Source organism: Agrobacterium sp. CFBP2214 (genome assembly GCF_030209895.1).
GTDB classification, from domain to species: domain Bacteria; phylum Pseudomonadota; class Alphaproteobacteria; order Rhizobiales; family Rhizobiaceae; genus Agrobacterium; species Agrobacterium radiobacter.
Genome location: NZ_JARVRC010000001.1, coordinates 880,714 through 896,306, shown reverse-complemented (window position 1 = coordinate 896,306; position 15,593 = coordinate 880,714). Strand labels below are relative to the sequence as shown.

The following is a 15,593-nucleotide window of genomic DNA, read 5'->3' as shown; positions in this document are numbered from 1 at the left end:
AAATTTCACAATAGGCCCGCTTGACTCTTTTTCGTTTCAGGCGCAACACGGCGTTACGCACGGGCCGTGACCCGGAACTGTGCGGATTTCAACGGAGCATCATTAGATGTCTAGCGACAGTAGTAGTCGATTGCCTTTGCCGAAAGCGGCGAACGGGAACTGATCCGACCTCTGTCGGCTCACCACCGCGTTCGCCGTAATCGGCGAATCGACGGAAAGGTGAGCAATCATGAACTTCCACACTCTCTCCCAGAGAGCCAGCAAGGCCGCACGTCTTCTCCGCAGCGGAAATGCCGGTTCCACCACCATCGCAGAACGTGTCGAGCACCTCAACACGCTTGATACCGACGCAGCCGTAGCTGCCCTGCTTGCCATGCCGCAGGCAAAGGCCGTTGCCATTCTCGACCGGCCGGAACTGCATGACGCAGCCGCCATCATTGCCGGCATTCCGCTCGAACAGGCCGCCCGTTTCGTCAACCTCATGTCCGACGACCGCGTCGCCGACGTCATGGCGGAAATGGAAGAAGAGCCCCGCGCCAAGCTGTTTGCCCGGCTGGACCGCACCACGGCGCTCTCCATCCAGCATCTGATGGGCTATCCGCCGCGCACCGCCGGCTCCATCATGACCACGGAATTCGTCAGCGTGCCCGACAGCTGGACGGTGGAACAGACCCTTTCGCACATCCGCGTCGTCGAGCGGTCGCGTGAAACGGTCTATGCCATCTATGTGCTGGCGCAGGACGGGACACTCTCCACGGTGGTGACGCTGCGTCGTCTGCTGACCGGCGAACCGGGCGCTTCCATCCTCTCCGTCGCTTCGAAGGAGGGCATTGCCTATGCGAGCCCCCTGATGTCGCAGGAGGATGTCGCCCGGCTGATCCGCAAGCACGACCTTCTGGCCCTTCCCGTTGTCGATGATCATTCGCATATCCTCGGCATCGTCACCGTTGACGACGTGATCGACACCATGATCGCCGACACCACGGAAGACGCCCACAAATTCGGTGGTATGGAGGCGCTCGGCAAGCCCTATATGACGATCGGTTTTCCGGACATGATCCGCAAGCGCGCCGGCTGGCTCGCAGCCCTGTTCCTCGGTGAAATGCTGACGGCCAGCGCCATGCAGCATTTCGAGGGCGAACTGGAAAAGGCCGTGGTGCTGACGCTGTTCATTCCGCTCATCATGTCGTCAGGCGGCAACTCCGGTTCGCAGGCCACCTCGCTCATCATCCGGGCGCTGGCGCTCGGCGAACTGAAGCTTTCGGACTGGTGGCGCGTGCTGCTGCGCGAAATCCCGACGGGCCTGACCCTCGGCTGCATTCTGGGCGCCATCGGCTTCCTGCGTCTGACGGTCTGGCAGCAGGCAGGTTTCTACGATTACGGCGAACACTGGCTGCTGGTCGGTGCAACCGTTTTCGCGGCGCTTGTCGGCATCGTCACCTTCGGTTCGCTGGCCGGTTCCATGCTGCCCTTCATCCTGCAGCGCCTGCGGCTCGACCCCGCCAGCGCCTCTGCCCCCTTCGTCGCCACGCTGGTGGATGTCACCGGCCTTATCATCTACTTCTCGGTGGCGCTGGCGATCCTCAGCGGCACATTGCTCTAAAGACAAAAGGCCCGTTCGAAAGAGCGGGCCTTTTCATTTGCGATGGGAAAAAGCGAGAAGCCCTGCCCTCAGCCGCCGGCATTGATGACGCCCGTTCCCAGTAGGGCGAGCAGGATGAAACCGATGACCACGCGGTACCAGACAAAGGGCATGTAGCTCTTGGTCGAGACCAGCTTGAGGAAAACCACGATCACGGCGTAACCGACCACGAAGGCGATGAGGGTCGCAAGCCCGGTCTGCCCCCAGCCGACCGGATTGTCCTCACCGATGCTCTTGAAGAGCTGGTAGAAGCCGGAGCCGAAGACGGCGGGAACGGCGAGCAGGAAGGAATAACGCGCCGCCGCCTCGCGGGTGTAGCCCAGAAGCAGGCCGGCGCTGATGGTGCCGCCCGAACGCGAAACACCGGGGATGAGCGCCATGGCCTGCGCGAAACCGAACAGGATGCCATCGCGCCAGATCAGCTGGTTGAGCTTGTAACGCTTCTCCCCGATCCTGTCGGCAAGACCGAGAACGATGCCAAAGACGATCAACATCACAGCGGTGATATAGAGGTTGCGCAGCGAATGTTCGATGGCATCCTTGAAGAACAGGCCCAGAAACACGATCGGCACCGAACCGACGATGATCAGCCAGCCCAGCCGGGCATCAGCCTTGTTATATTCGCCAAGGCGCAGGTTCTGCCGCAGCCAGGCAGCTGCAATCCGCATGATATCGGACCAGAAATAGACCAGCACCGCCATTTCCGTGCCGATCTGGGTAATTGCGGTGAAGGCGGCCCCGGGATCCGCGCCGGAGTGCAGGAACTCCCCGGCAATCCTCAGATGCGCGCTTGAAGAAATCGGAAGAAACTCCGTAAGTCCTTGCAAAAGGCCGAGAAATCCGGCCTCCATCCAACCCATGCTCATGTGCTTTGATGTCCCTGCTGCGAATCGAGTTTGCAGCATTATGCATCAATCGGGGCAAATCCGTGTTGCATCGCACCATGAAAAATGGCCCTCACGGGACGTGCTTTTACCCGTGATTTCTCTCAGGCCGCCTTCTCCGCAGCCTGCGGAAGCTGGGTGTATTTCGCGCCGTTCTTGCAGACGACATGGGCGTCCCCCCAGCTTTTCAGCGCCGAGATGACCGGCCGCATCGTCTCGCCAAGCGGCGTCAGCGCATAATCCACCCGCGGCGGCACCACCGGGAAGACGGTGCGCGAAATCAGGCCCGCTTCCTCCAGTTCCCGCAGCTGCTTGGTCAGCATGCGCTGGGTGACGCTGGGAATATGGCGGCGCAGCTCGTTGAAGCGCAGCGTGCCCTCATTGATGAGGTGATAAAGGATCACGCCCTTCCATTTGCCGTCGAGAAAACTCAGGGTCGATTCCACCGGGCAGCCGGGAAAGTTGCCGGTGAGCTTGGCGCGCGGTCGCGACATCACAGTATCCTTTTTGTATGTATCATCACAAAATGTGCATTCTTGCGATCAGCGTTCATATGTATCAAGTAAGAGGCACGCAAACAAGCAAAGGAGACTGTTCATGCGCGCCATCGGTTACAGGACCAGCCAGCCCATCACGGCGAAAGACGCCCTCGTCGATATCGACCTGCCCCAGCCGGAAGCGAAAGGGCACGACATTCTGGTGGAAGTGAAGGCCGTTTCGGTAAACCCCGTCGACACCAAGGTGCGCCGCAACCAGACGCCGGAAAACGGCGAACCGCGCGTGCTCGGCTTCGATGCTGCCGGCGTGGTGAAGGCCGTCGGCGACAAGGTCTCGCTGTTCAAGCCCGGCGACGAGGTATTCTACGCCGGTGTCATCAACCGCCCCGGCTCCAACAGCGAATTCCATCTCGTCGATGAGCGCATTGTCGGCACAAAGCCCAAATCACTGAATTTCGAGGAAGCGGCCGCCCTGCCGCTGACCGCGATCACCGCTTATGAGACGCTGTTCGACCGGCTGCGGGTGAAGGAACCGGTTCCGGGCGCGGCCAACGCCGTTCTGGTCATCGGCGGCGCGGGCGGGGTCGGCTCCATCGCCGTCCAGCTTCTGCGGGCGCTGACCGACCTCACCGTCATCGCCACCGCTTCGCGGCCGGAAACGATTGCCTGGGTGAAAGAACTCGGCGCGCATCACGTCATCGATCACAGCAAGCCGATCGCGCCGCAGGTGGAAGCGCTCGGGCTCGGTGCGCCGGGCTTCGTCTTCTCCACCACCCATAGCGACATTCATGCCGCCGACAGTGTGGCGACCATCGCGCCGCAGGGCCGTTTCGCGCTGATCGACGATCCGGCCGGCGGTTTCGACGTCATGGCCTTCAAGCGCAAATGCGTATCGATCCATTGGGAAATGATGTTCGCCCGCGCCGTCTTCCAGACGCCTGACATGATCGAGCAGCACCGGCTGCTCAACCACGTGGCCGAGCTTGTCGATGCCGGCAAGATCAAGACGACGCTGACCGAGGTTTTCGGCACCATCACTGCCGCAAATCTCATCAAGGCGCATGCGCTGATCGAAAGCAACAAGGCCAAGGGCAAGATCGTGCTTTCGGGCTTCTGATCAGCAACGAGGCGTCCGCATCGCGGGCGCTTCTCTCCGCTTACGGATGTATTTGGGCCGTGCGCAAAACCGCGCGGCCATTCCTGTCAGTCGTCGTCCGGGTCTTCCGGGCACGGCCAGGAGGCCGGCGCGGTGAGGCCGTTCGGTAATTTGGTCTTGGCGTCACCGCAGGCAATATCGATCTGTTTCTGGTCGAGGCCGGTGGCCGTGGAAAGATCGACCCCTTCAATCCGGGTCAGGAGCAGGAAGGCGCTTGTGAAATCCACCGGGCCGCCAAGCTTCGCGCCGCCGAAACGGGCGCGTGACAGGTTGGTGAGCGAGAATTTCGAGCCGTTCAGCGTCGCCCCCTCAAAGTCAGCACGGCCGAGTTCAGCCTTGGTGAAATCCGTGCCGTCCAGCTTGGTGTTTTCGAATTTGGTCCGCTGCATTTCGGCATTGACGAATTTGGCATTGGTGGCGTCGGCGGCGGAAAAATCGCTGCGATAAGCTTCCACCTTGGTCAGATTGGCGCCCTGAAGGTTCGCCTCGCCAAGGGCCGTACGGATGAGCTTGGCCTTTTCGAGATTGGCGCCCTTCAGCGAAGAACCGCGCAGATCCGTATAGGTGAAATCCGTGCCGTAGAGCATCGCCGAATCGAGATTGCTGCCGCCCAGCATCAGAAGGCGCTTGTTGCATTCGCGCCAGTCGATGCCGGCCATGGCATCGGTACGGCAGCTTGCGGCCACCAGCGGGCCGCCGCTGAAAGAAACGGCAATCATCGCAAGCGCCGCCACACCGGCAACGCACCCTGTCTTCCGCACGATATTCAGCCTTTGAAAGCCGGACATTCTTTCACTCCCTGTCGTCTTGCGACGGCACCTAGGACCATATGCACGCACGTTCAAGGCGTTACCGCATCGCTGAACCACAATCCACGGGCCACGCGACCATGCAACACCCCAACATCCTATATGTAAGAAATCGAAGAGCAATCCACAAATACTGACGGGGGACGGGCCATGAACGCTGCTCTTTCGTCATGCCGGACTAGATTCGGCATCCAGTCACGGCGCGTCTGCGCCGTGAGGAGAGTCTTTTACGATCAAAGACTTGATCGCGCCGGCCCCCGAATCAAATCCGGGGTGACGGCGTTCAAACGCCACGGCGTCGCTAAACGACGTCAACGATCCAGACGGTTCGGACCCACCATCACATATTGGCGTAAACCGGCCCTTCGCCACCCTGCGGCGGCACCCAGTTGATGTTCTGGTTGGGGTCCTTGATATCGCAGGTCTTGCAGTGCACGCAGTTCTGCGCGTTGATGACGTAGACCTCCTGGCCGTCCTTCTCCACCCACTCATAAACACCGGCCGGACAATAACGCGTGGAGGGGCCGGCAAAGACGTCGTGTTCGGAGCGCTTCTGCAGCTCCATGTCCTTCACCTGAAGGTGGACCGGCTGGTCTTCCTCATGGTTGGTGGAGGACAGGAACACCGAGGACAGGCGGTCGAAGGTCAGAACGCCATCAGGCTTCGGATAGGCGATCGGCTTGTGCTTCGAAGCGGGCTCGAGGCTCTGCGCATCCGTCTTGCCGTGCTTCAGCGTGCCGAAGAAGGAAAAGCCGAACAGCTGGTTGGTCCACATGTCGAGACCGCCAAGGCCGACACCGACGAGCGTGCCGAATTTCGACCACAGCGGCTTGACGTTGCGGACCCGCTTCAGGTCCTTGCCGATATCGCCTTCGCGCCATTCGGCCTCGATCTCGGCCACCTCATCATGGGCGCGGCCGGCGGCAATCGCCACGGCGATCTTCTCCGCAGCCAGCATGCCCGACAGCACCGCATTGTGGCTGCCCTTGATGCGCGGCACGTTGACGAAACCGGCGGAACAGCCGATCAGCGCGCCGCCCGGGAAGGTGAGCTTCGGCACCGACTGGTAGCCACCTTCGGTAATTGCGCGCGCACCATAGGAAATGCGCTTGCCGCCCTCGAAGGTGTCGCGGATGGCCGGATGCGTCTTGAAGCGCTGGAATTCCTCGAAAGGATAAAGATAGGGGTTCTTGTAATTGAGATGCACCACGAAGCCGACGGCGACGAGATTGTCCTCCAGATGATACAGGAACGAGCCGCCACCGGTCTTGAAACCGAGCGGCCAGCCGAAGGAATGCTGCACGAGGCCCTGTTTGTGGTGTTCCGGCTTGACCTGCCAGAGCTCCTTGATGCCGATGCCGAATTTCTGTGGCTCGCGATCTTTCGAGAGGTCGAATTTGGAAATCAGCTCCTTGGCGAGCGAACCGCGCACGCCCTCTCCAACAAGCACATATTTGCCGTGCAGCTCCATACCGCGGGTGAAGGCGGGACCAGGCTCGCCGTTCTTCTCGATGCCCATATCGCCGGTGGCGACGCCGATGACGGCGCCTTCGTCATTATAGAGCACTTCCGTGGCGGCAAAGCCCGGATAGATCTCGACGCCGAGCCCTTCCGCTTTTTCCGCCAGCCATCGACAGACCAGCCCGAGCGAGACGATGTAGTTGCCATGATTGTTCATCAGGGGCGGCATCATGAAATTCGGCAGGCGGATGGAGCCGGCCGGGCCTAAGAACATGAACTGGTCGTCCTTGACCTCGGTCTTGAAGGGATGCCCCTCCTCTTCGCGCCAGCCGGGCAGAAGACGGTCGATGCCGATGGGATCGACCACCGCGCCCGAGAGGATGTGCGCACCGACTTCCGCGCCTTTTTCCAGAACGACGACCGAGAGCTCGGGCTCCACCTGCTTCAGGCGGATCGCGGCGGCGAGACCCGCAGGACCCGCGCCAACGATCACAACGTCGAATTCCATCGCTTCGCGTTCGGGCAGTTCCATCGCTTCCGTCATCTTGTCCTCTCACATCGCCGGTCCCATCCGGCTGTTGTTATATCCGCTTACCGGCATCCTCGGCGCATCGCCTGCGCCGGACAAAAAGCCATCCGCGACACCGCATTTACCAGCGTCTGTCTTCGCAAAGCAGGACGCCTTTGTCGAGCTTCTATAGCGGCAAAACATGTCGCACGCCAGTCAATTGTCAGACAACCTGATGATTGGTTTATTACTTTTACGTTCACGTAAGATTTAAAATAGAAGCTGGGAGTGTAGGCGTCAAGGGTAGTCGGCATTTGTGCCGCTCTCGCGTTTACCGTGGCTGAAACGCCCATTCGGCTCGCTTCATCAATGGCGGCGTTTCCGTTTGCGCCGCAAGCGGACATACCTTTACGTATCGATGATTGTCCGCTGTCGCCCCCATTGAAGACGTTCACTGGCTTGATTGCGATGCTGCAACCCGGACATAGTACGACAGCAAAACGTGTCGCAGGTTTCGGGAATTATGCGACAGGTGTGGTATCTCACCAGGGAGACAATGAGAGATATGAACCGCAGCGTCACCTTCACTTTGACCGCCGACGACTATGTTGCTGCCAACAAGCTGTTCATACTGAAATATTCAACCTCAGGCTGGCCGCTCGTTTGCTGGCTGATCTTCGTTGCTTTGCTGCTTGCCTCGCTCTTCACGTTGGCGCTGCGATTCCCCGATGCGCCTTTCATGTCGCTCTTCTACATCTGCGTGGTGGTTGTGATCGCAATACCGCTCTACCAATATTTTTTCGGCGCTGCCGTGTTTGCCCGCAAGGCCTACGCAGACCAGAAAACCCTTCAGCACCCGATCACGGTTACATGGTCTGAGGAAGGCTTTAGGAGCAAGGCACAGCAGGGCGACTGGAATGTTCCTTGGAACGACTATCTCAAATGGACCGAAGACAGCAAGGTGATCCTCCTCTACCAGGGGGCGCGCGTGTTCAACATGCTGCCTAAGCGCGTCCTGACGCCAGCACAGATCGACGACTTCAGGCAATTGGTGGCCGCCAACATCAAGCGCGCGTGAAATAGCCCCGCTAAGATGGAGCCATTCTTATCGCAGACTCCCAAGTTCGCGACAAAATCGCCACTGCTGACTTCTAAGGAATTTCTGTAGCAAGAGTTTGGTGCAAAACTCCGGCTTGAGCGACACTGGAAGACCACTTCTGCTCTGTCAGACTGAAACCTGCCAATCCGCTCTCCATCCCCATCAGGCCTGTCCAGATCAGTGCTGCAATGACCGCTTTGGGCCACAAGCCGATTAGCTAAGATCACTCTCCAACATCAAACCGCCCACTCCTCATCCGTCGTAAACACGATCGTCAACCAGCGGTCACTGCCCTCGCCGCCCAGCGCTTCGCCGATCTCGTCGCGGATCGCATCCCATTCCTCCAGACGCCGGGCCGGCCAGTTCTTCGGCACGATGAAGAAGAGTTCGATCTGACGGCCGCGGCCGACGCGGGCGACATAGGAATAGTGCGAAGCGAAGCCGAATTTTTCCACCGTCTCGGCGGCCACCCTGTCCACATGCTGCTTGAATTCCAGCGGGGTCACCAGAAGGATGTCGGCCAGCGCCTGCTTCACATTGCCGAGCGGCATGGGGATGATGACGAGGCAGACCAGCGCCAGCACGGCCGGGTCGATATAGGGCGAAAGCCATGCCTGCGACGTTCCCGTCAGCCCGTAACCCACGGCGAAGGCGATAAAGAGCGCGATGCTCAAAAGCGCGCTCATCAACCAGCTTTTGGCATCCAGCGCCACGAAGGCGGATTTCAGCCGGCGGTTCTGCCTTTTGACGAACCACGCCATGGCGAGCGAGACGGCAAAGCTGAGGAAGGTGACGATGATCGCGTAGTCGAACTCGATCGACCTGCCGCCATCCATCAGGCTGTCGATGGCATTGATGAGCGCATAGATCGCAGCACCCATCAACAGCGTGCCGTTGAGGCCGAGCACCATCGGCTCCAGGTGCCAGAAACCCATGGTGAAACGCTCCACCAGCCGGCCGCCCGGCCTTGGCGCTGCGGAGGCGGCGATCAGCCGCGCGACCAGCAGCGCCAGCACCGTCATGAAAGCGTCGGTCAGCGCATAGACACCATCGAAAACCACCGCGAAGGAGCCGGAGAACAGGCCCGCGCCGATACCGAAGAGCGCCAGGAGAACCGTGACGGCAATGGAGAATTTCAGCAGGGATTGTTCTGTCATGACGTGTATTTTTCCTTCAAAACCGGGCGCCACCTTCATAGAGGATTTTCGCCATTCTTCGAATCGCGAAAACGCTCTAACTCTTTGTTTTGTCGCATTTCCGGACGGAAAACCGGGGTCCACTTTTCCTGGAAATGCTCTATAAACAGCACATAGCGCACTCACAAGACAGGATAAAACCCATGGATTTCGGCATTTCCGGCAAACGCGCCCTCGTTCTCGCCTCCTCTCGCGGCCTTGGGCTGGGCATTGCGACGGCGCTGGCGAAAGAAGGCGCGCATGTCCTTCTCGTCGGCAGAAGCGGCGATAAGCTGGAGGCAAACTGCAAGGCGATCAATGCGCTCGGCAAGGGCAAGGCCGACTGGGTCTGGGGCGATCTTGCCGATGACAATTTCGTCGTCGCCATGGTTCAGGCGGTCAAGGACAAGCTCGGCGGCATCGATATTCTCGTCAACAATACCGGCGGTCCGACCCCGGGCCTTGCGCAGGAGATGACGGTCGAAAAGCTCGATACCTTCTTCCAGTCCATGGTGCTGCGCGTCATCACGCTCACCAATGCGCTTCTGCCTGACATGAAGGAGCAGGGTTTCGGCCGCATCCTCACCGTCGCCTCGTCAGGCGTGTTTGAGCCGATCGCCAATCTTGCGCTTTCCAACACGCTGCGCGGCGCGCTGGTCGGCTGGAGCAAGACGCTGTCCTCCGAAGTGGCCTCCTTCGGCATCACCTCCAACCTGCTCCTGCCCGGCCGTATCCATACCGACCGCATCGATGAGCTTGACGGCGCCAACGCCAAGCGTCTCGGCAAGAGCGTCGAGGAAATCCGCGAGGCCTCCGTCAAGAGCATCCCGGCCGGCCGCCTCGGCACGGTGGAGGAATTCGCCGCCGCAGGCGCTTTCCTCTGCTCGGTTCCGGCAAGCTACATCACCGGCACGATGCTGAGAGTAGATGGCGGCGCGGCGAAGTCGAACTAAGGCCGAATAGATACGAATCCGTCAGGAGGCCGCTCCGTAAATCACGTAGCGGTTCCGGCCGGTATTCTTGGCTTCGTAAAGCGCCGTGTCGGCGCGGCGCAGGACATCGCTCGCGCTCTCGCCCGGATTTGCAAAGGCAATGCCAGCCGAGCAGCTATAGCGGAAATCCGGCACGTCGCTCAGCGGCGATGCCGCGGTCAAAGACAACAGCAGTTTCTGCATGATGATCTCCGCGCTCAACATGCGCGAACCGCCGAAAACGAGCAGGAACTCCTCGCCGCCGATCCGCCCGACCAGATCGTCGCGGGCGACCGCAGCGGAAAGCCGGGCGGCGAAGTCTTTCAGAACCAGATCGCCGCAGGCATGGCCAAAGCGGTCGTTCACCGACTTGAAGTGGTCTATATCAATGATGATGACGGCAAGCGCCTCGGCCTTGTTGGGGCCGAGCCGGTGATTGAGAATATCCATGACGTAGCGGCGGTTGCCGAGACCGGTCAGCTCGTCGCTCAGGGCGGATTTCAACGCCCTGTCCCGCTCCTGGCGAAGATCGCGCAGTTCAACGCCGAGTTCGGAAATATCGGTGACGACGCACAACATCCAGCCACCCGGCAGCGTCGTCTCGGTCGTCAGCATCCAGCGCCCGTCATTGAGGCCGGTCTCGATGGTGCGGAAGGGCAGCTTGCCGCGCCTCGTTCTCGCGGAGCGTAGCCACAGTTCGAAATCGGAGGTCTCGATGGCCGTGCCGGCGGAGTTGCGGTAACCGCTGCGCATGAGATCAACCCATGTCGGAAACTCGTCCGGGCCGAGGCCGAGCGCGGTGCGGAATGCCGTGTTGGCGAAACGCAGTTCATCGCCGCCGTCGAAAAGCGCATAACCCTGCTGCGACGCCTCCATCAGGTCCATGAGATGGCGGTTGAAGCTGTCCGCATCGCCGCGAACGCGGGCGTTTCGCGCCGGCGACACGTCTTCGAGGGTGGAACGGGCCGGCTTTCGGGACATCGGGGCTCCGTCTGCAAACACAACAAATACAAAAATAAATCTGCTCTTTAACGCTATATTTCAGCCTTATACTCGCTTTATGCGAAAAAATATTTAATGCGGGCGGCAGGGCGGCCTTCCACCCATGGCGATTACTTCATGCAAATTTCACAATAAACCCGGGTGCGGGTGCTTGCCATTCCGTCGGCCCTGTGCAATCAACCGCCCTCCTCTGACATCGGGGTGCCAAAGGCATCCCTTATTTTCGCGCTGGGCCGCCTTTCAGGCCGGGCGGGTTTTTCTATCGGCAACAAGGATATGGCGATGACGCAAAAGCGGGCTCTCGGCCTCGATTTCGGCACGACCAACACGGTCATGGCTCTTTCCGACGGCGGCGGCGAAAGCCGTTCCATGCGCTTCACCAGCAGCGCAGGCACGGATGACAGCATGCGCACCGCGCTCTCCTTCATGAAGGATGCCGGCCTGGGTGCGGCCGCCCTGCATGTGGAAGCGGGCCATGCCGCCATCCGCCAGTTCATCGACAATGCCGGCGACTGCCGTTTCCTGCAGTCGATCAAGACATTTGCGGCCTCGCCGCTGTTTCAGGGCACGCTGATCTTCGCCAAGCGCCAGAGCTTCGAGGATCTGATGGACGTGTTCCTGCGCAAGCTGAAGACCTATGCGGGTGAGGAATGGCCAGGTGACGTTTCCACCGTCATCGCCGGCCGGCCGGTGCGTTTCGCCGGCAGCAATCCGGATGAGACGCTGGCGCTTGCCCGTTACAACGAGGCGCTCACCCGGGCAGGTTTCCCTGATATCCATTATGTCTATGAGCCGGTGGCGGCGGCCTATTATTTCGCCCAGAGCCTGAAGAAGGACGCCAATGTGCTGGTGGCGGATTTCGGCGGCGGCACCACGGACTATTCGCTGATCCGTTTCGAAACCCATGCCGGCAAGCTTTCCGCCACCCCCATCGGCCATTCCGGCGTCGGCGTGGCAGGCGACCATTTCGACTTCCGCATGATCGACAATCTGGTCTCGCCCGAGATCGGCAAGGGCAGCAAGTTCAAAAGCTTCGACAAGGTGCTGGACGTGCCCTCGGGTTATTACGTGAATTTCGGCCGCTGGAACCAGCTGTCGATCTTCAAGACCTCGAAGGAATTCACCGCGCTGAAATCGCTGGTGCGCTCGGCGCTGGAGCCGGAAAAACTCGAACTCTTCATCGATCTGGTCGACCACGACGAGGGCTACCCGCTTTATCAGGCGATTTCCGCCACCAAGATGGCGCTCTCCTCGGCGGAAGAAGCGGAGTTCAACTTCTCACCGCTCGGCAAGGCCGGCCGCAAGATGGTGAAGCGCAGCGATTTCAACAACTGGATCGCTGACGACCTTGCCAAGATCGAAGAAGCGCTCGACGAGGTTCTGGAAAAGACGAAGGTTGCGCCCGAGGCGATCGACAAGGTGTTCCTGACCGGCGGCACCTCCTTCGTGCCGGCGGTGCGCGAGCTTTTCACCCGCCGTTTCGACGCCGACCGTATCGAAAGCGGCGGCGAACTGCTCTCGATTGCCCATGGTCTCGCCATGATCGGCGAAAGCGGCGACATTCAGCGCTGGACAGCGTGATTTACGGGTTCCCCGGGCGGGGAACATGGGGTAATTTCCGCCCATGATCGCCGCTCACGACCTCTCCCCGGCCGAACTCGCCGCCCTCCTGCATTTCCATGCGGATGCGGGCGTGGACTGGATGCTGGAAGAGACCCCGGTCGACCGTTTCGCTGAATTCGCCGCCGCCCGCCCTGCCCGATCCGCGCCGGCACAGGATGCGGTGACATCGGCACGCCAGACTGAAAGGCCGGCGGATCGCCGTGCCGACGCACCTCAGCGGCAGGCGGCAACGCGCAGCGCCCCGGCGCGTGGCGCGCCAGCCGCGCCCGCTCTTCAGCAGAATGTCGCCATGCCCGACGAGCAGGCCGTGGCGGCGGCGCGTTTTGCGGCGGAAAGCGCGAGATCGCTTGCCGAGCTGAAAACCGCACTTGAGGGTTTCAGCGGCTGCAACCTCAAGAACAGCGCGCGCAATACGATTTTCACCGCAGGTGATGCCGCCTCCGCCATCATGGTCATCGGCCCGATGCCTGACGCGGATGACGACCGCGAGGGCCTTCCCTTCGCCGGCAAGACCGGGCTTTTGCTCGACCGCATGCTGGCGGCCATCGGGCTTGAGCGCAGCACCATCATGCTCGGCAATGTCGTGCCCTGGCGGCCGCCGGGCAACCGCCCGCCGACGCAGGCCGAGATGGATATCTGCCGCCCCTTCATCGAGCGACAGATCGCGCTTGCCGAGCCGAAACACCTGTTGCTTCTTGGCAACTTCACCGCACGTTTCTTCTTTGGCGGCACCGGCACCATCCATACGCTGCGTGGACAGTGGCGTGATGTCGCAGCCGGACACCTGGTTTTGCCTGCCTTGGCCAGCCTGCATCCGCAGGAACTGTTGAACGCGCCAGCGAGTAAGTCCTTGGCATGGCAGGATTTATTGGCTTTTCAGGCAAAGATCACCGAGGGCTGACTGCCTCATTCCTACTCAATGTAAATGAATTATGAAAAAAGCCATGCGCATTACGCATAACAGCGGCGCATTTGGCCGGCTTGCCGAATCCATGCTGCGCTGCGATATAGCGATCATGTCTTGGGAGGAATTCGGTTTAAGGAACCAAGGCAATGACCACTCGCTTCCGTCCGGTACATTCCGGCTTTGAAACGCTCCGCCTGGCGGGCCTCGGCCCTCGCTCCAGTCAGGGCTACCATCGTTTCGGCGCAGCCGCAAACGAACAGATGACCGCACGCGCTGCCATGCAGCAGGTCCGCGTGACGCGTCCCTCGGCAGTCTTCGCGGATTTCCGCGAGCGCTGAGAAGCACTCAGGCCAGTCTAGCACTGGCCCATAGATATGATTGCGCGCTGGCGTCTTTCTTCGGGAAGGCGCCTTTTGCTTTTGCGTGTTTTCACGATTATAGACCTCCGTCATGCCGGACCCGATCCGGCATCCAGCCAGCCCAAGTCCTTGGGCTGAAAGGAGTCTTTCCAACACGCAGACGCGTGTCGACTGGATTCCGGCTCATGGCCGGAATGACGGACACACAAAACGGCCAGTGTATAGCGGCCGAGGAAACATCCCTCACCCCTGCGGCGTCGAAGCCTTGCGCGCCGCCCGTCTCGCCAATCCCAGCTGATGCTCGCGGAAAATGATGAAGATACCGGCGAGGATCACGATCGCCGTACCGATCAGCATCGTCACCGTCGGAATATCACCGAACAGAATGTAGGACACCGCGATGCCGAAGACGATGGAGCTGTATTCGAAGGGCGCGATAACGGAGACTTCGGCATGGCGGTAACTCTCCGTCAGGAAGATTTGCGCGACGCCGCCGCAGATGCCGCTGGTGATCAAGAGCATCGCCTGCGTCAGGCTCAGCGAATTCCAGCCGAAGGGCACGCTGATGAGCGATAACAAAGTGGCGGTGAGTGAAAAATAGAGCACGATGGTGGGCGTCTTTTCCGTCTCCACCAGCTGCCGCACCTGGATCATGGCGAGCCCGCCCAGCGCCGCGCCGCATAGCACGGCAATGGCCCCAAGCCCCTCACCCGCGGCAAAGCCGCCCTCACTCAGAAGCGTCATCTTCGGCCACAGAATCACCAGCACGCCCATCATGCCGACAAACACCGCACTCCAGCGATAGATGCGCACCTTTTCATGCAGGATGAAGGCGGCGAAAACGACGGCGAGAAGCGGCGAGGCATAACCGATGGCGATGAATTCCGGCAGCGGCAGCATGGTCAGCCCATAAAAACCGCAGGCCATCGAGAGGATGCCCAGAAAACCGCGCTTGAAATGGCCGAGGAGATTGTTGGTGTGCAGCGCGCTCGCCAGCGCATGCAGCCAGGCGAGATAAACGACGATCGGGATGATGGCGAAGGCGGAACGGAAGAAGGTGATCTGGCCGGCCGGCACGTCACCTGCGGCCTTGATGCAGGTCTGCATGACAAGAAAAAAGCCGACCGAAATCAGCTTCATGCTAATCCCGCGAAAGGGATTCATCGGTTCGGCGTTCATTGGCAGTTACTCATATCGGCTGCGCAAACACGCCATCGGGAGATTTTCATGCGGGAGAGGACGACGCAGGGGAAGTGGATGTCCCAAGGCTAGAGCATTCTTCCGGGGCTTTACAACAAAAAATGTTATTCACTCATGAATTCCGTTGATCTGGCTGGGGTTCGTTATCATGGGCTCAGGGAACGATCGCAGACGAAAAGCGACGCGTGCTAAAATTTGAAGAAAATAAAATATAATTTCAGCAATCGTTCAACATTTGCTGCCATGGTCCACGGGTCCGGCGGCGGGAGGATTGTCTGCATGGCCGGCAAAGCTTTCCAT

The 15,593-nt window shown here is 60.2% G+C and carries 14 protein-coding genes; 7 read left to right on the top strand and 7 right to left on the bottom strand.

Annotated elements, in window-relative coordinates; genetic code table 11:
* Positions 1-229: 229 nt before the first annotated feature.
* Positions 230-1,603, top strand: coding sequence for a magnesium transporter (gene mgtE / locus QRN60_RS04430; protein ID WP_020809600.1), 1,374 nt, complete (start codon positions 230-232; stop codon positions 1,601-1,603).
* A gap of 68 nt (positions 1,604-1,671) precedes the next feature.
* On the opposite strand, the gene QRN60_RS04425 is transcribed toward mgtE, so the two are convergent.
* Positions 1,672-2,508: an undecaprenyl-diphosphate phosphatase gene (locus QRN60_RS04425; RefSeq protein WP_129564531.1), complete on the bottom strand. Its 837-nt coding sequence runs from the start codon at positions 2,506-2,508 to the stop codon at positions 1,672-1,674.
* Between the two features lie 122 nt (positions 2,509-2,630).
* Positions 2,631-3,020: a winged helix-turn-helix transcriptional regulator gene (locus QRN60_RS04420; RefSeq protein WP_003509998.1), complete on the bottom strand. Its 390-nt coding sequence runs from the start codon at positions 3,018-3,020 to the stop codon at positions 2,631-2,633.
* 103 nt (positions 3,021-3,123) lie between these two features.
* Between QRN60_RS04420 and QRN60_RS04415 the strand changes: the two genes are divergently transcribed.
* Complete coding sequence (locus QRN60_RS04415) at positions 3,124-4,140, top strand: zinc-binding alcohol dehydrogenase family protein (protein WP_111793956.1); 1,017 nt, start codon at positions 3,124-3,126, stop codon at positions 4,138-4,140.
* A gap of 86 nt (positions 4,141-4,226) precedes the next feature.
* On the opposite strand, the gene QRN60_RS04410 is transcribed toward QRN60_RS04415, so the two are convergent.
* Together QRN60_RS04410 and QRN60_RS04405 are read right to left on the bottom strand one after the other, a co-directional pair.
* A complete protein-coding gene (locus tag QRN60_RS04410) occupies positions 4,227-4,967 on the bottom strand; it encodes a pentapeptide repeat-containing protein (RefSeq protein ID WP_020809597.1) in 741 nt (246 codons plus the stop codon).
* A gap of 361 nt (positions 4,968-5,328) precedes the next feature.
* The gene (locus QRN60_RS04405; protein WP_111780946.1) at positions 5,329-6,993 is read right to left on the bottom strand and encodes an electron transfer flavoprotein-ubiquinone oxidoreductase; all 1,665 of its coding nucleotides are present in this window, start codon (positions 6,991-6,993) and stop codon (positions 5,329-5,331) included.
* A gap of 529 nt (positions 6,994-7,522) precedes the next feature.
* On the opposite strand from QRN60_RS04405, the gene QRN60_RS04400 reads away from it, so the two are divergent.
* A complete protein-coding gene (locus QRN60_RS04400) occupies positions 7,523-8,035 on the top strand; it encodes a YcxB family protein (RefSeq protein ID WP_003509772.1) in 513 nt (170 codons plus the stop codon).
* A 257-nt stretch (positions 8,036-8,292) separates the two neighbouring features.
* Here the strand turns inward: QRN60_RS04400 and QRN60_RS04395 are convergent, their stop codons facing one another.
* On the bottom strand, positions 8,293-9,213 hold the full coding sequence (locus QRN60_RS04395; RefSeq protein WP_087744291.1) for a cation diffusion facilitator family transporter: 921 nt from the start codon (positions 9,211-9,213) through the stop codon (positions 8,293-8,295).
* A gap of 182 nt (positions 9,214-9,395) precedes the next feature.
* Here QRN60_RS04395 and QRN60_RS04390 point away from each other — a divergent pair, with 182 nt between their 5' ends.
* The gene (locus QRN60_RS04390; RefSeq protein ID WP_111792465.1) at positions 9,396-10,184 is read left to right on the top strand and encodes an SDR family oxidoreductase; all 789 of its coding nucleotides are present in this window, start codon (positions 9,396-9,398) and stop codon (positions 10,182-10,184) included.
* 21 nt (positions 10,185-10,205) lie between these two features.
* Here QRN60_RS04390 and QRN60_RS04385 read toward each other — a convergent pair whose 3' ends face one another.
* On the bottom strand, positions 10,206-11,183 hold the full coding sequence (locus QRN60_RS04385) for a GGDEF domain-containing protein (RefSeq protein WP_162695512.1): 978 nt from the start codon (positions 11,181-11,183) through the stop codon (positions 10,206-10,208).
* A 303-nt stretch (positions 11,184-11,486) separates the two neighbouring features.
* On the opposite strand from QRN60_RS04385, the gene QRN60_RS04380 reads away from it, so the two are divergent.
* The 3 genes from QRN60_RS04380 to QRN60_RS04370 all read left to right on the top strand — a co-directional run bounded on the left by QRN60_RS04380 (position 11,487) and on the right by QRN60_RS04370 (position 14,072).
* Positions 11,487-12,785 carry an Hsp70 family protein gene (locus QRN60_RS04380; RefSeq protein ID WP_035213543.1) on the top strand — a complete coding sequence of 433 codons (1,299 nt, stop codon included), beginning with the start codon at positions 11,487-11,489 and terminating at the stop codon, positions 12,783-12,785.
* A 43-nt stretch (positions 12,786-12,828) separates the two neighbouring features.
* Positions 12,829-13,728 (top strand): uracil-DNA glycosylase, encoded by a 900-nt coding sequence (locus tag QRN60_RS04375; protein WP_129564532.1) that lies wholly within the window; start codon positions 12,829-12,831, stop codon positions 13,726-13,728.
* Positions 13,729-13,880: 152 nt separating this feature from the next.
* Positions 13,881-14,072, top strand: a complete 192-nt coding sequence (locus QRN60_RS04370; RefSeq protein ID WP_003509784.1) for a hypothetical protein — start codon at positions 13,881-13,883, stop codon at positions 14,070-14,072.
* A gap of 264 nt (positions 14,073-14,336) precedes the next feature.
* Here the strand turns inward: QRN60_RS04370 and QRN60_RS04365 are convergent, their stop codons facing one another.
* Positions 14,337-15,272: a DMT family transporter gene (locus tag QRN60_RS04365; RefSeq protein ID WP_003509786.1), complete on the bottom strand. Its 936-nt coding sequence runs from the start codon at positions 15,270-15,272 to the stop codon at positions 14,337-14,339.
* Positions 15,273-15,593: the final 321 nt, after the last annotated feature.

Bases quoted from the DNA above. Each gene is read 5' to 3' on its own strand.
- mgtE (WP_020809600.1), top strand. From the start codon at position 230: ATGAACTTCCACACTCTCTCCCAGAGAGCCAGCAAGGCCGCACGTCTT.
- QRN60_RS04425 (WP_129564531.1), bottom strand. From the start codon at position 2,508: ATGAGCATGGGTTGGATGGAGGCCGGATTTCTCGGCCTTTTGCAAGGA.
- QRN60_RS04420 (WP_003509998.1), bottom strand. From the start codon at position 3,020: ATGTCGCGACCGCGCGCCAAGCTCACCGGCAACTTTCCCGGCTGCCCG.
- QRN60_RS04415 (WP_111793956.1), top strand. From the start codon at position 3,124: ATGCGCGCCATCGGTTACAGGACCAGCCAGCCCATCACGGCGAAAGAC.
- QRN60_RS04410 (WP_020809597.1), bottom strand. From the start codon at position 4,967: ATGTCCGGCTTTCAAAGGCTGAATATCGTGCGGAAGACAGGGTGCGTT.
- QRN60_RS04405 (WP_111780946.1), bottom strand. From the start codon at position 6,993: ATGACGGAAGCGATGGAACTGCCCGAACGCGAAGCGATGGAATTCGAC.
- QRN60_RS04400 (WP_003509772.1), top strand. From the start codon at position 7,523: ATGAACCGCAGCGTCACCTTCACTTTGACCGCCGACGACTATGTTGCT.
- QRN60_RS04395 (WP_087744291.1), bottom strand. From the start codon at position 9,213: ATGACAGAACAATCCCTGCTGAAATTCTCCATTGCCGTCACGGTTCTC.
- QRN60_RS04390 (WP_111792465.1), top strand. From the start codon at position 9,396: ATGGATTTCGGCATTTCCGGCAAACGCGCCCTCGTTCTCGCCTCCTCT.
- QRN60_RS04385 (WP_162695512.1), bottom strand. From the start codon at position 11,183: ATGTCCCGAAAGCCGGCCCGTTCCACCCTCGAAGACGTGTCGCCGGCG.
- QRN60_RS04380 (WP_035213543.1), top strand. From the start codon at position 11,487: ATGACGCAAAAGCGGGCTCTCGGCCTCGATTTCGGCACGACCAACACG.
- QRN60_RS04375 (WP_129564532.1), top strand. From the start codon at position 12,829: ATGATCGCCGCTCACGACCTCTCCCCGGCCGAACTCGCCGCCCTCCTG.
- QRN60_RS04370 (WP_003509784.1), top strand. From the start codon at position 13,881: ATGACCACTCGCTTCCGTCCGGTACATTCCGGCTTTGAAACGCTCCGC.
- QRN60_RS04365 (WP_003509786.1), bottom strand. From the start codon at position 15,272: ATGAACGCCGAACCGATGAATCCCTTTCGCGGGATTAGCATGAAGCTG.